The sequence below is a fragment of the Pseudomonas sp. IT-P218 genome (assembly GCF_949767605.1).
Classification (GTDB): Bacteria; Pseudomonadota; Gammaproteobacteria; order Pseudomonadales; family Pseudomonadaceae; genus Aquipseudomonas; species Aquipseudomonas putida_AE.
The window spans coordinates 199856-213275 of the sequence record NZ_CATKQQ010000066.1; the positions used below are offsets into that span (position 1 = coordinate 199856).

Annotated in this window: 11 protein-coding genes; 5 read left to right on the plus strand and 6 right to left on the minus strand. The window is 61.2% G+C overall.

All coding sequences use genetic code 11. From position 1 onward, the window contains the following. Positions 1-116 precede the first annotated feature (116 nt). Both ACM6I6_RS25410 and ilvD read left to right on the plus strand, forming a co-directional pair. Positions 117-1325 (plus strand): MFS transporter, encoded by a 1209-nt coding sequence (locus tag ACM6I6_RS25410; protein ID WP_414920870.1) that lies wholly within the window; start codon positions 117-119, stop codon positions 1323-1325. 241 nt (positions 1326-1566) lie between these two features. Next, the gene (gene ilvD / locus ACM6I6_RS25415) at positions 1567-3408 is read left to right on the plus strand and encodes a dihydroxy-acid dehydratase (RefSeq protein ID WP_046818369.1); all 1842 of its coding nucleotides are present in this window, start codon (positions 1567-1569) and stop codon (positions 3406-3408) included. Positions 3409-3465: 57 nt separating this feature from the next. Here ilvD and ACM6I6_RS25420 read toward each other — a convergent pair whose 3' ends face one another. Continuing rightward, positions 3466-3753: a DUF6124 family protein gene (locus ACM6I6_RS25420; RefSeq protein WP_323606636.1), complete on the minus strand. Its 288-nt coding sequence runs from the start codon at positions 3751-3753 to the stop codon at positions 3466-3468. A gap of 535 nt (positions 3754-4288) precedes the next feature. Beyond that, positions 4289-5344 carry a haloacid dehalogenase-like hydrolase gene (locus tag ACM6I6_RS25425; RefSeq protein WP_414920871.1) on the minus strand — a complete coding sequence of 352 codons (1056 nt, stop codon included), beginning with the start codon at positions 5342-5344 and terminating at the stop codon, positions 4289-4291. 241 nt (positions 5345-5585) lie between these two features. Between ACM6I6_RS25425 and ACM6I6_RS25430 the strand changes: the two genes are divergently transcribed. Further along, entirely contained in the window at positions 5586-6977 is a 1392-nt protein-coding gene (locus tag ACM6I6_RS25430) for an L-cystine transporter (protein ID WP_274075682.1), read from the plus strand. A gap of 122 nt (positions 6978-7099) precedes the next feature. On the opposite strand, the gene ACM6I6_RS25435 is transcribed toward ACM6I6_RS25430, so the two are convergent. Further along, the gene (locus tag ACM6I6_RS25435) at positions 7100-7612 is read right to left on the minus strand and encodes a dihydrofolate reductase (RefSeq protein ID WP_323606638.1); all 513 of its coding nucleotides are present in this window, start codon (positions 7610-7612) and stop codon (positions 7100-7102) included. A gap of 98 nt (positions 7613-7710) precedes the next feature. Here ACM6I6_RS25435 and ACM6I6_RS25440 point away from each other — a divergent pair, with 98 nt between their 5' ends. Further along, a complete protein-coding gene (locus ACM6I6_RS25440) occupies positions 7711-9081 on the plus strand; it encodes a DUF2868 domain-containing protein (RefSeq protein ID WP_414920872.1) in 1371 nt (456 codons plus the stop codon). Then, complete coding sequence (locus ACM6I6_RS25445; protein ID WP_323606640.1) at positions 9074-10450, plus strand: GTPase/DUF3482 domain-containing protein; 1377 nt, start codon at positions 9074-9076, stop codon at positions 10448-10450. Before ACM6I6_RS25440 ends, ACM6I6_RS25445 begins: the two co-directional genes overlap by 8 nt. 115 nt (positions 10451-10565) lie before the next feature. On the opposite strand, the gene ACM6I6_RS25450 is transcribed toward ACM6I6_RS25445, so the two are convergent. The 3 genes from ACM6I6_RS25450 to ACM6I6_RS25460 form a co-directional block, all read right to left on the minus strand. Continuing rightward, positions 10566-11123 carry a phosphonate degradation HD-domain oxygenase gene (locus ACM6I6_RS25450; RefSeq protein WP_274075686.1) on the minus strand — a complete coding sequence of 186 codons (558 nt, stop codon included), beginning with the start codon at positions 11121-11123 and terminating at the stop codon, positions 10566-10568. Further along, positions 11123-12256 (minus strand): TIGR03364 family FAD-dependent oxidoreductase, encoded by a 1134-nt coding sequence (locus ACM6I6_RS25455; protein WP_414920873.1) that lies wholly within the window; start codon positions 12254-12256, stop codon positions 11123-11125. Before ACM6I6_RS25455 ends, ACM6I6_RS25450 begins: the two co-directional genes overlap by 1 nt. Positions 12257-12373: 117 nt before the next feature. Further along, positions 12374-13399: a putative 2-aminoethylphosphonate ABC transporter substrate-binding protein gene (locus ACM6I6_RS25460; RefSeq protein ID WP_274075688.1), complete on the minus strand. Its 1026-nt coding sequence runs from the start codon at positions 13397-13399 to the stop codon at positions 12374-12376. Positions 13400-13420 lie beyond the last annotated feature (21 nt).

Sequence of the window (13420 nt, forward strand, 5' to 3'; positions counted from 1 at the left end):
CGTCGACCGGCTGCTCCTACAGTAGATTCAGACTTGTCCTACGCTCCCCCGCATTGACTTCAGCCCCCATCAAATCAATCCTCGCCTCCCCCCTCGCGGATCGAGAGCGAAGTTTGATGAATCGCCCCATTCACGCCAAAGAAAAATCGTCGTTCATCCTGTTGTTGATGGCTATGACGCTCCTCGCCGTATTCCCTCTCGACGTGGTTCTACCCTCGTTTCCCGCGCTTTCCGAGCACTTTCGGACCTCCCCTACCGATATCGCCTTGTCGGTCAGCCTCTTTGCCATCGGCCTGGCGTTTTCGCTTTTGTTGATCGGGCCGCTGTCGGATATGTTCGGGCGCAAGAAGCTGTTGCTCGGAGGAATAGCCTTGGCGGCAGTGGGTGCGACGGGCTGTCTGTTCGCCAGTGATTTCACCTGGTTCCTGGTATTTCGCGTGGTGCAGGCGGTGGGCTGCGGGTCGTTTGCCTTGTCTCAGGCGCTGGTTCAGGACTTGTTCGCCGGCCGGGAGCTGGAACGCCTGCGGATCTGGATGACCACCGCCGGCGGGATTTTCATCTCCAGTTCGCCGCTGATGGGCACCTGGCTGCAGTTGCATCTGGGTTGGCAGGGCAGTTTTTATGTCTTCATCAGCCTGGCGATCATTGTCTGGTTGAGATCCTGGTTTCTGCTTAGGGAAAGCCGCAGTAGTGAACGCGCACCACGGCGATTTTTCGGCGCCTATTGGCTGCTCCTTTCGGACATCCGCTTTACCGGTTACTGGCTGATTTCCGCCCTCGCCTTCGCCTGCCATTTCTCCTTTCTCATCATCTCACCGATCATTTTCATGGAGCACCTGGACCTTTCCGCCTACCAGTTCGCCTGGGCGCTGCTGTTATATGGTGCGGCCTATGTGATCGGCGGGGTTGTTGCCAGCATCCTGCATCGCCATCTGGAAGGCGGCACGCAAATCATCATCGGCCTGGGTCTGATCGCCCTGTCGGGGCTGGTGATGCTGTGGCTGGCCTGGCAGTTCGGCCTGTCGGCGGCCACTGTGCTGATCCCCATGCTGATCTGTACCGCGGGCACCACCGTTTCCCGGCCCATCGCCAACTCCAGGGCGATGAGTCTCTACCCGCAACACGCCGGCACCTCGACCTCGGCCGGCAGCCTGATGATTTTCATGTGTGGCGGCTTGGTCAGTGCGGTGATCAATCTGGCCAGCGAACACCTGACCACCGCGCTGGGCTTGTGCTTTTTGATCCTGAGCGCGGTGGGGCTGGGATTGAACGCTTTGATCAGTCGGCGTGCGTTGAGCAGTAGCAAAATAACCACGACGGTGTAGGCCGCACGTCTCGTGATGGCTGTCTGCACGCTCGCAGCCATTCCCTCCTGCCGCCAGCCGTGTAGAATCGCGAACATTCATCGCCAGTCATCCCCGGCGGGTTTATGAGCTCAAGCTGAAGCGCGCGGCGATCCCGCAAAGTTATCGGCAACTTCCGGACACGCGGCCATTTCTGAGTGTTCCAGACGTCAATAGAAGCTCACTTCCCTTTTGATACCTGATTAGCCGCCCGGAGTGCTTCATGCCTGATTACCGCTCGAAAACATCCACCCATGGCCGCAACATGGCCGGCGCCCGCGCACTGTGGCGCGCAACGGGGATGAAAGATGACGACTTCAAAAAGCCGATCATCGCCATTGCCAACTCCTTCACCCAGTTCGTACCGGGCCACGTGCACCTGAAAGACCTGGGCCAACTGGTCGCCCGCGAAATCGAACGCGCTGGCGGTGTGGCAAAAGAATTCAACACCATCGCCGTCGATGACGGCATCGCCATGGGCCACGACGGCATGCTGTACTCGCTGCCGAGCCGCGAGATCATCGCCGACTCCGTCGAATACATGGTCAACGCCCACTGCGCCGACGCCATCGTTTGCATCTCCAACTGCGACAAGATCACCCCTGGCATGCTGATGGCGTCCCTGCGCCTGAACATCCCAGTGATCTTCGTGTCCGGCGGTCCGATGGAAGCCGGCAAGACCAAACTCGCCAGCCACGGTCTCGACCTGGTCGACGCCATGGTGATCGCCGCCGACTCCAGCGCTTCTGACGAGAAAGTCGCTGAATACGAGCGTAGCGCCTGCCCAACCTGTGGTTCGTGCTCCGGCATGTTCACCGCCAACTCGATGAACTGCCTGGTCGAGGCCTTGGGCCTGGCATTGCCGGGCAACGGTTCGACCCTGGCCACTCACAGCGACCGCGAGCAGCTGTTCCTGCAGGCCGGGCGCACCATCGTCGAGCTGTGCAAGCGTTACTACGGCGAGAACGACGAGTCGGTGTTGCCGCGCAACATCGCCAACTTCCAGGCGTTCGAGAACGCCATGACCCTGGACATCGCCATGGGCGGTTCCACCAACACCATCCTGCACCTGCTGGCCGCTGCCCAGGAAGCCGAGATCGATTTCGACCTGCGCGACATCGACCGCCTGTCCCGTCACGTGCCGCAACTGTGCAAGGTCGCGCCGAACATCCAGAAGTACCACATGGAAGACGTGCACCGCGCCGGCGGGATCTTCAGCATCCTCGGTTCGCTGGCCCGTGGCGGCTTGCTGCACACCCAGCTGCCGACCGTGCACAGCCGCAGCATGGAAGAAGCCATCGCCAAGTGGGACATCACCCAGACCACCGACGAAGCCGTGCACCACTTCTTCAAGGCAGGTCCCGCAGGCATCCCGACGCAAACCGCGTTCAGCCAGTCGACCCGTTGGGACACCCTGGACGACGACCGTGAAAACGGTTGCATCCGCAGCGTCGAACACGCCTACTCGCAAGAAGGCGGCCTGGCCGTGCTCTACGGCAACATCGCCCTGGACGGCTGCGTGGTGAAAACCGCCGGCGTCGACGAGTCGATCCACGTGTTCGAAGGCAACGCGAAGATCTTCGAAAGCCAGGACAGCGCCGTACGCGGCATCCTCGCCGACGAAGTGAAGGAAGGCGACATCGTCATCATCCGCTACGAAGGCCCGAAAGGCGGCCCGGGCATGCAGGAAATGCTCTACCCGACTTCCTACCTGAAATCCAAAGGCCTGGGCAAAGCCTGCGCCCTGCTCACCGACGGCCGTTTCTCCGGCGGCACCTCGGGCCTGTCCATCGGCCACGCTTCGCCTGAAGCGGCTGCCGGTGGCGCGATTGGCCTGGTGCAGGACGGCGACAAGGTACTGATCGACATCCCGAACCGCTCGATCAACCTGTTGGTCAGCGACGAAGAACTGGCCGCACGCCGGGTCGAGCAGGACAAGAAAGGCTGGAAACCGGTGGAAGTGCGTCCACGTAAAGTGACTACTGCACTGAAGGCTTACGCCCTGCTCGCGACCAGTGCCGACAAGGGTGCTGTGCGTAACAAGGCGATGCTTGACGGGCTGTAAGGCTTAAGCGTCGAACAAAAAATGCCCCGCCAAGTGCGGGGTATTTTTTTGCCTGCGTTAATCCTGCGGGTCGAGGTTATCCAGCGCCTGGTTAACCGCCAGCTCGCCCAGCATGATGACCTGGGCAATCCCCAGCATCGTGCTGCGTTGAGAGCCTTCCAGCAGTGCGGCGAAATCGCTGGCCATGACATTGGCCGAGGCGAGGGATTCGCAGGCGTGGGCCAGGAGGGTTTCGGTGTCGAGGCCGGGGGCGATGATGAAGGTTCGGCTGGGTTTTCGTGGGGTGGCGTTGATTTGGGTGGACAGGTTGTCGGTGTCCGGTGGATCAGGGGTAATTTTCAGCATTGATGATTCTCCTGGAGGTAAGGAGCCATCACCTTCGCTACCAAACGAAAGGTGGCAGCCATACGCAGGTTGGTAGACCGGTCCAGGGAGCCGGCGCGCTCGAAAGCGCCCCACGCATGACCACCATAGAAGCAGAGACGAAAAAACCTGCCAAAGGTGTAGTCATGCGCCTGGAAATCCGGGCTACCAAACCCGATCGCTGATGGGCAGCGACGCGCAGAAGATAGAACCCGCCAAACAGGCGCACAAGTCGGCGGATTCTGAAGTAGTCGTAGTCCGTTACGCAAGAACGCGCAGGCTGCGACAGTAGGAAGAAGTTGAGCAAGCAGAGGCTTTCATTGCACCGGCTGGCCTCATCGCGAGCAGGCTCGCTCCCACAATGGGTCTTCAGCGGACATGCCATGTGTGACCAATAGGGATCAACTGTAGCGAGCTTGCTCGCGATGAACGCAAGGACACCGCGTAAAACCAGGAAGTACGCGTTATCGTTAACGACCATCGCGAGCAAGCTCGCTCCTACAGTGAATCAAAACCCTTACTGGATTTCTTGCGGTGTAACGATCACCCAATTCTTGTCTGCGGTCACCGGCAAGCCTTCCTTGGCCTGGGCCGCGGCGTGCTTGGCCATCATGCCCTGGATCTGGGTCATGTATTTGTCCTTGCGGTTGACCCACAGGTGTATGCCGCCCTTGGCCACGTCGACGCTGTGGAACAGCATGTAGCCATCGCTGGTGGGGGTATCGCCGCCGACCAGGACCGGTTTTTTCCATTCGTCGATGTAGGTAAGGATGGCAGCCTGCTTGCCGGCCATCCAGGTCGCCGGGGTCCACAGGTACGGGGTCAGTTCCAGGCCCAGGTTGGCCTTCTCGTCATATTTGCCGGCGGTGATCTGCTTGCGCGCGGTGGTCAGCTCACCGGTCTTGGGGTCCTTGAGCAGCAGCGACACGCCGATCACGTTCTGCGGTTTGACGTTGTAGCCATACTTCGGATCGGCCGCGACCATGCGCACCAGCTCTTCGGAGGCGGCGGTCATGACATAGACCTCGATGCCGTTCTCCATCAGTTTGTTGTAGAGCTCTTGCTGGCCGGTGAAGATTTTCGGCGGATTGACGTCGAGTTTCTTGACCACATCACCTTCGTAATAAGTGGCCGGCACCGGTTTGCCGGACGCCATCATCTCGTCGACATAGCCCTTGAGTTCTTGCAGCGTAAAGCCGGAGAACACTTGCGCGACCCATGGATAACACACCATGTCGTCGACTTCGCAGAGGCGGTAGTAATAGCTGAACAGGCTTTCCTTGTGGTCGGCGGTGTCCTTGAACGGCATCAGTTTCAGGGAGGGGTCGAGCTTGTCGCGGGTGATCAGGCCCTTGTTTTCCATGAACGGCAACAAAGACTCTTCAAGGTCGTAGCGGTAACTGGTGTTGTCCATGTCGAACACCGCGTAGTTACCCTTGTTGGCATTGGCCGCGATCATCGCGTCCAGCGCCTTGGCCTGATCGGCTGGCCAGTGCTTCAGATCCGTGGCGAGTACCTGGCCGGCAAGGCCCAGGCAAAGTGCGGCAACCAGATATTTCGGTGCGAACTTCATCTGCGTTTCTCCCTGAGTGAAAGAGATCGACGCTAACAAATAAGTGTGACAGTCCTCGTCTGTCAGCGACCGCCAACGTACGTATCGCGTCAGCTGCATCCCCGAGAGCGACACCGGCTTATTCCAAAAACGACAGTCACCAGACGTTTTTGATATTAATTCATTGTAAATCAAGCTGTTAGGCTTGCCGGTTCGCAGCTGCCCCGGAAGGTAGCTGGCACAAGTCACTTTCGGAGTCCTCATGAATCTGCCGCTGATTCTCAATCTGCTGGTGTTCCTCGCCCTGCTCCTGGGCCTGGCACAAACCCGCCACACTACCTGGAGCCTGGCGAAAAAAGTCCTGCTCGCCCTGGTGCTGGGCGTGGCGTTCGGTGTGGCGTTGCACACTGTCTACGGTGCCGGTAACCCGGTGTTGAAAGCCTCGATCGGCTGGTTCGATCTGGTGGGCAACGGTTATGTGCAGCTACTGCAAATGATCGTGATCCCGCTGGTATTCGCCTCGATCCTCAGCGCTGTGGCTCGCCTGCACAACGCCTCGTCGCTAGGCAAGATCAGCTTCCTGACCATTGGCACGCTGCTGTTCACCACCGCCATCGCGGCCTTGATCGGCATCGGCCTGACCAACCTGTTCGGCCTGACCGCCGAAGGCCTGGTGGCCGGCACCCAGGAAATGGCGCGCCTGCAAACCATCCAGACCGACTACGCCGGCAAGGTCGCGGACCTCAATGTGCCGCAATTGCTGCTGTCGTTCATTCCGCAAAACCCGTTCGCCGACCTGGCGCGGGCCAAGCCGACGTCGATCATCAGCGTGGTGATCTTTGCGGCGTTCCTCGGGGTCGCGGCTTTGCAGCTGCTCAAGGATGACGTGGAAAAAGGTCAGAAAGTGATCAACGCCATCGACACCCTGCAAGCCTGGGTGATGCGCCTGGTTCGCCTGGTGATGAAGCTGACCCCGTACGGCGTGCTGGCGCTGATGACCAAGGTGGTCGCTGGCTCCAACCTGCAGGACATCATCAAGCTCGGCAGTTTCGTGGTGGTGTCCTACATCGGCCTGGGCCTGATGTTTGTGGTGCATGGCGTGCTGGTGTCGGCGGCGGGGATCAACCCGCTGCGGTTCTTCCGCAAGATCTGGCCGGTGCTGACCTTTGCGTTTACCAGCCGTTCGAGCGCCGCGACCATCCCGCTGAGCATCGAAGCGCAGACCAGCCGCCTGGGCATCCCGCAATCCATCGCAAGCTTCGCCGCTTCGTTCGGCGCGACCATTGGCCAGAACGGCTGCGCCGGCCTGTATCCGGCGATGTTGGCGGTGATGGTGGCGCCGACGGTGGGCATCAACCCATTGGACCCGCTGTGGATCGCGACGCTGGTGGCGATTGTCACGCTGAGTTCGGCGGGTGTGGCTGGCGTTGGCGGGGGCGCGACCTTTGCCGCGTTGATCGTGTTGCCGGCGATGGGTTTGCCGGTGTCACTGGTGGCGTTGCTGATTTCGGTCGAGCCGTTGATTGATATGGGGCGTACGGCGTTGAACGTCAGTGGTTCGATGACGGCCGGGGCGATTACCAGCCAGGTGATGCAGCAGACGGATAAAGAGCTGCTGGATGCGGATGAGCATTCGGCGTTGGCGCACGCTTGAATTCTTGAGCGTCTGAGCGGGCCTCATCGCCAGCAGGCTGGCTCCCACAGGGGTTTTGGGTGATGACACAATCTGTGTTTCTCCTCAAACCCACTGTGGGAGCCAGCCTGCTGGCGATGCTTTTAGACTTTCTCCCAAACCTCAAATGTGTACGCCGGTTTGTCACCTTCGGGCGGATTCAATTTATCCCACACCAGCTTCCATTGTTTCGAATCGAACTCTGGGAACCACGCATCACCTTCTGGACTCAACGCGACACTGGTCAGATACAGCCGATCAGCGTGTGACAACCCTTGCGCATACAATTGAGCGCCACCAATCAACATAACTTCGTCGACACATTGCTCACGAGCCCACTCTTCAGCTCGAACTACCGCAGCTTCCAGCGACGGATAAACCTCTGCACCTTCCAACTGCAGTTCCGCTTGACGGCTGACCACGATGTTCAAGCGGCCGGGTAGCGGACGGCCGAGGGAATCCCAAGTTTTGCGACCCATGATGATCGGCTTGCCAAGCGTTGTTTCTTTGAAGTACTTGAAATCCCCCGGCAGGTGCCAGGGCATGCTGTTATTCACGCCAATCACTCGATTTTCACCGAGAGCTGCGATCAGACTTAGAGTAAGAGTTTTTTTCATGCTGACGAGGATACCAGAGGCTCAACATCTCGCAACGGCCCCCCCGACCAGCGCCACAGCGGTTATGCTCACAGTTCAATTAAGCGACGGGATGCTGCGTGACTGAACTGAATACTCTCTGGCTGACAGAAACCATCCGCCTGCGCGAAGAACACGCCGGTCCCCTGGAAGATCTGGAAGCCAACCGATTGGCCCGCAGCGCCGGCGGCGATCTGCCGACGCGCATTCAACGCCGCGCCCTGTGGCTGGCCGAGCGCGATGGCCTGAGCGATGCACTCAAACACTGGCAACAAGGCGCGCGACTGGCGCTGATCGTTATGGCGGTGCTGGCCGTGGTCAGCGGCGCCGGCCTGGCCTTTGCCGCCATGGGCGACGGCCTGCACCCGGTGAATGTGTTCTGGGCGCTGGGCAGCCTGCTCGGGCTCAACCTGATCCTGCTGCTGAGTTGGGCCCTGGACCTGGTGTTTGCCGGCGAACACGGCGCCAGCCTTGGGCGCCTGTGGTTGTGGCTCAGCGAAAAACTCGCCCGGGACGCCAAGGCCGCACAACTGGCACCGGCCCTGCTGCTGTTGCTGCAACGCCGGAAACTCAATCGCTGGGCCATCGGCGTATTGGTCAATGGCCTGTGGTTATTGGCGATGCTCAGTGCCCTGGTGATTCTGTTGACGTTGATGGCCACCCGACGCTACGGCTTCGTCTGGGAAACCACGATCCTCAGTGCTGACACCTTCATTGCCGTGACCCAGGCCCTCGGCGCGCTACCGGCCTTGCTCGGCTTCAGCGTGCCCACCGAGGCGATGATCCGCGCCAGTGGCGACGCCGCACTGAACATCGAAAGTGCCCGCCAGGCCTGGGCGGCTTGGCTGGTAGGCGTGTTGCTGGTCTACGGCGTGGCGCCGCGCCTGGTGTTGGCGCTGTTTTGTCTGTGGCGCTGGAAGTCCGGCCGCACAAGCTTGCAGCTCGACCTGAACCTGCCAGGTTATGCCCAACTGCGCGAACGGCTGATGCCCACCAGCGAACGCCTGGGGGTCAGCGATGCCGCGCCAGCACAACTTCATCGAGTGCAAAGCGGCGTCAGCGAACAGCACAGCGATGGCGCACTCTTGGTCGCCATCGAGCTGGACGACGACCGTCCGTGGCCGCCCCAACTGGCGAAGAACGTCAGCAACGCCGGGATCCTCGACAGCCGCGAATCGCGCAACAAACTCCTCGAGCAACTGAGCCGTTTTCCTCCTGCGCGCCTGGCGATCGCGTGCGATCCACGGCGCTCGCCGGACCGCGGCAGCCTGGCGCTGATCGCCGAACTGGCCCGCAGCGCCAGCGCCACCCGCGTGTGGTTGTTGCAGGCGCCGCCCGGGGAAGCGCTGGACGCCGAACGCCTGGGCGACTGGCATGTGGCGCTGCAACAGCTGGAATTGCCGTTCGCCGATTGCGCTCCGATGAACTGGCTGGAGACGGGTCATGACTGACACCAGCAAGCAGCCCCTGAAACTCGCCGTGGTCGGCCACACCAACGTCGGCAAAACCTCGTTGTTGCGCACCCTGACCCGCGATGTCGGTTTCGGCGAAGTGTCCCACCGCCCCAGCACCACGCGGCATGTCGAAGGCGCGCGGTTGTCGGTGGACGGCGAGCCCTTGCTGGATCTCTACGACACCCCGGGACTGGAAGACGCCATCGCCCTGCTCGACTACCTCGAACGCCTGGAGCGTCCCGGCGAGCGACTGGATGGCCCGGCGCGGCTGGCGCGTTTTCTTGAGGGCAGCGAAGCCCGGCAGCGTTTCGAACAGGAGGCCAAGGTGCTGCGCCAGTTGCTGGCGTCGGACGCCGGGCTCTATGTGATCGACGCCCGGGAACCGGTCCTGGCCAAGTATCGCGATGAGCTGGAAGTGCTGGCCAGCTGCGGCAAACCCCTGCTGCCGGTGCTGAATTTTGTCAGCAGCGCCAACCACCGCGAGCCGGCGTGGCGTGAAGCCCTGGCGCGCCTTGGTTTGCATGCGCTGGTTCGCTTCGACAGCGTCGCACCGCCGGAGGATGGCGAACGCCGGCTCTATGAAAGCCTGGCGCTGCTGCTGGAAACCGCACGGCCACAACTGGAACGCCTGATCGCCGACCAGCAGGCACAACGCCTGGCCCGTGAGCGCAGCGCCGTGCGCCTGATTGCCGAATTGCTGATCGATTGCGCCGCGTGCCGGCGCAGCGTTGTCAGCGATGTGCAGCAGGAACAGCAGGCGATCGATGAGCTGCGCAAAGCCGTACGCCAACGCGAGCAGCGTTGTGTCGAAGCGCTGCTCAAGCTCTACGCGTTTCGCCCGCAGGACGCCGCGGCCAGTGATCTGCCGCTGCTCGACGGGCGTTGGGGCGATGACTTGTTCAACCCCGAAACCCTCAAGCAACTGGGCGTGCGGGTGGGCGGTGGTATCGCGGCCGGTGCCGCCGCGGGGGCCGGCGTCGACTTGCTGGTCGGCGGCCTGACGCTCGGTGCTGCCGCCCTGGCCGGGGCGATTGCCGGCGGCGCCCTGCAAACCGCGCGCAGTTATGGCAGCCGCTTGCTGGGCAAGATCAAGGGCCAGCGCGAACTGACGGTGGATGACAGCGTGTTGCGGTTGTTGGCGTTGCGTCAGCGGCAACTGCTGCAAGCGCTGAACGCCCGTGGGCATGCGGCGATGGACAGCATTCAGGTGGCCACGCCGCAGGACAAGAGTTGGCGGGAAGGTAAATTGCCCGAGGCCCTGAACAGGGCGCGGGCGCATCCGCAGTGGTCTTCGCTTAATGCGCATCCGAAGTTGAATCAGGCGGAGCGGCAGGAGCAGGTTGAGGTACTTGCGCAGCAGCTCTAGTGGCCTGACCGGCCTCTTCGCGAGCAAGCCCGCTCCCACATTGAATTTGCGGCGATCACAAATCCAATGTGGGAGCGGGCTTGCTCGCGAATGCAGCAACTCGGTATCACAGGCTTTACGCCGCCAGCAGGCGCGATGCTTTGCCCTTCAACACCGCCAGATCAATCACCGGCACATGCATCTCCTTGGCCAGCTCATCCCACTGACGCATGCGCAAACTGACCGCGCACAACGGGTCCTGCTCGAATGCATCGGCCTCGGCCTCGGACATCACGCCGCCCTGATATTCCAAGGTGCGACGGCTGGCTTCGCTCAGACGCTCGTAATACCCCGGCTCTCTGAGCGTCAGATAGCGCTTGGCTTGAACGTGATATTCCACCAACCGCGCCATCCGCTCGCTGAAACCTGCACGGCGCAAATAATCAGCGCCCAACCGCTCATGACTCACTATGCCGAAGCCGCCCATGTTCTCGGCACTGTCGGTACAGATATGCCCGATGTCGTGAAAAAACGCTGCCAACACCACTTCGTCATCGAAGCCTTCGGCCATCGCCAGTTGCGCGGCCTGGGACATGTGCTCGATCTGCGACACCGGCTCGCCGATGTAGTCGCTGCCACCGAAGCGCTCGTACAAAGCGAACACTTCGGCGATTACCTGCTCGTTGCGTTGCATCAGATTTCTCCCAACAGGGTGGCGACGTTACGTTCGGCCATGGCCGGCCCGACACTCATGCCGACGCCGGTGTGCATCAATGCCACAGCCAGGCCTTTTGCCGGACGCAGGAACGAAAACGGTCCCGGCCCCTGTGAACCATAGACACCCTGCCAGCGTTCGACCACTTGCACTTTGCAGCCCAGCGTTTGCTCGGCCAACTCGATCATCCAGTCGTCGACCTGCTCGGCATTGAAGGGCGACGGATCACTGCCGTAATGGTGGGAGTCGCCAATGATCAACTCGCCATAGGGCGTCGGGCTGATCAGCAGGTGAATGCCGTGTTCATCCAGGTGCGGCACGTGCCGGAGAATCTCGGCCTGCACCGCCGCGGCTTCGGGCAAATCGGCGAAGGCACCGTAATGCACGCAGCTCAAACCGGTGAGCACTGCGTGTTGCAGGTTAAGGTTGATCTGCGGCCGGGCGCGGAGCATCTGCAGGCGGCAGATTTGCGGGTCGAGCTGGGCGATCTGCTCGGCCAGCAACGTCTGATAGTCGTGACCGGAACAGAGGATAATCTGCTCGCCACTGAAACTGCCGGCGGTGCTGTGCAGGCGGCCCGGTTCGATGTCGCGCACCAGGGTGGAGAAGTGAAACTCGACGCCCAGGTCGCGACGCAAAAAGTCGATCAGCGCCGGAATCGCTTCACGCGAATACAGTTGCTGGTCGTCCATGCCGTGCAACGCCGCGCGGTGATGGCGGAACTGGCCGTTGTACAGATCACCCAGTTGGGCGTCACGCAGCAGCTCGACGCGGTAGCCGTGTTCCACGGCGCGACCGGCGCAAAAGGCTTCCAGCAACTGTTCTTCGGCTTCGGTGCGGGCGAACAGGTATGAGCCGTTGCGCTTGAGTTGCAGGCCGGCGAGCTGCGCCCAGTCGCCCCAGATGTCGCGACTGGCCCGGGCCAGCTCCAGCATCGGGCCCGGGGGTTGGCCGGTGACCAATGCCTGGCCGAAGTTGCGCACCGATGCGCCTAGAGGCGTTGCGCTGCGTTCGAAAACCCTGACCTTGAGACCGCGCTTGGCGGCGGCATAGGCATGGGACAGGCCCAGGATGCCGGCGCCGATGATCAGCATGTCGTTGTGTTGTGTCATCTAGAGGTGTCCTGAATTCAAAGCCGCCTTCGCTGGCAAGCCAGCTCCTACAGGGGTATGCGTTTACCTGTAGGAGCTGGCTTGCCAGCGAAGAGGCCCTGTCAGCCGATGAAGATCTTACTTGGCCGCCACTTTCTCGGACTTGCCGTCATAACGCTTGCGCCATTCGGTCAGGATCTCGTCGCGGTTTTTCGAAGCCCAGGCGAAGTCGTTCTTGATCAAACGCTGCTCGTAGTCCGCTGGCAGTTCGGTCTGCGGCTTGGCAATGCCTGGCTGCGCAAGAACCGCGAAGTTCTCCTTGTACAGATCCATCGCTTCGGCGCTGGCGGAGAAATCAGCCAGTTTCTTCGCCGCTTCTTCATGTGGAGTGCCCTTGATCACGGCCGTCGCTTCGATCTCCCAGCCCAGGCCTTCCTTCGGCAGGATGATGTCCAGCGGTGCGCCTTGGCGTTTCAGCTGAACAGCCGGGTATTCAAAGGAAATGCCGATCGGGAATTCCCCTGCCGCCGCCAGTTTGCAAGGCTTGGAACCAGAGTGAACGTACTGGCCGATGTTCTGGTGCAGGCCGTCCATGTACGCCCAGCCCTGCTTCTCGCCGAAAGTCTGCAGCCAGGCGCTGACGTCGAGGAAACCGGTGCCGGACGATGCCGGGTTAGGCATGACGATCTTGCCTTTGTATTCAGGCTTGGTCAGGTCCTGCCAGCTCACGGGCTTGGTCAGGCCCTGTTTCTCGGCTTCGACGGTGTTGAAGCAAATGGTCGCGGCCCAGACGTCCATACCGACCCATGCAGGTGGGTTGGCGGCGTCGCGATAGTTGGCGCCGATCTTGCCCAGGTCTTTTGGCGCGTAGCTTTGCAGCATGCCTTGCTGGTCGAGGATCGCCAGGCTCGAAGCGGCCAGGCCCCACACGGCGTCAGCCTGCGGACGGGCTTTTTCGGCCAGCAGTTTGGCGGTGATGATGCCGGTGGAATCGCGCACCCATTTGATCTCGACGTCCGGGTTGGCCTTTTCGAAAGCTTCTTTGTAGGTCTTCAGTTGCTCGGCTTCGAGGGCGGTGTACACCGTCAACTCGGTTTTCGCCGCAAAGGCGTTCAGGCTGAAAGCGGTGAGGACAGCAGCGGCCAGGGCCATAGGCTTGAACATGATCTTTTCCTGTATGTGAGT

Excerpts from the sequence above, each read along its gene's own strand:
- ACM6I6_RS25420 (WP_323606636.1), bottom strand. The coding sequence starts at position 3,753 with ATGCTGAAAATTACCCCTGATCCACCGGACACCGACAACCTGTCCACC.
- ACM6I6_RS25435 (WP_323606638.1), bottom strand. The coding sequence starts at position 7,612 with ATGAAAAAAACTCTTACTCTAAGTCTGATCGCAGCTCTCGGTGAAAAT.
- ACM6I6_RS25425 (WP_414920871.1), bottom strand. The coding sequence starts at position 5,344 with ATGAAGTTCGCACCGAAATATCTGGTTGCCGCACTTTGCCTGGGCCTT.
- ACM6I6_RS25455 (WP_414920873.1), bottom strand. The coding sequence starts at position 12,256 with ATGACACAACACAACGACATGCTGATCATCGGCGCCGGCATCCTGGGC.
- ACM6I6_RS25445 (WP_323606640.1), top strand. The coding sequence starts at position 9,074 with ATGACTGACACCAGCAAGCAGCCCCTGAAACTCGCCGTGGTCGGCCAC.
- ilvD (WP_046818369.1), top strand. The coding sequence starts at position 1,567 with ATGCCTGATTACCGCTCGAAAACATCCACCCATGGCCGCAACATGGCC.
- ACM6I6_RS25410 (WP_414920870.1), top strand. The coding sequence starts at position 117 with ATGAATCGCCCCATTCACGCCAAAGAAAAATCGTCGTTCATCCTGTTG.
- ACM6I6_RS25450 (WP_274075686.1), bottom strand. The coding sequence starts at position 11,123 with ATGCAACGCAACGAGCAGGTAATCGCCGAAGTGTTCGCTTTGTACGAG.
- ACM6I6_RS25430 (WP_274075682.1), top strand. The coding sequence starts at position 5,586 with ATGAATCTGCCGCTGATTCTCAATCTGCTGGTGTTCCTCGCCCTGCTC.
- ACM6I6_RS25460 (WP_274075688.1), bottom strand. The coding sequence starts at position 13,399 with ATGTTCAAGCCTATGGCCCTGGCCGCTGCTGTCCTCACCGCTTTCAGC.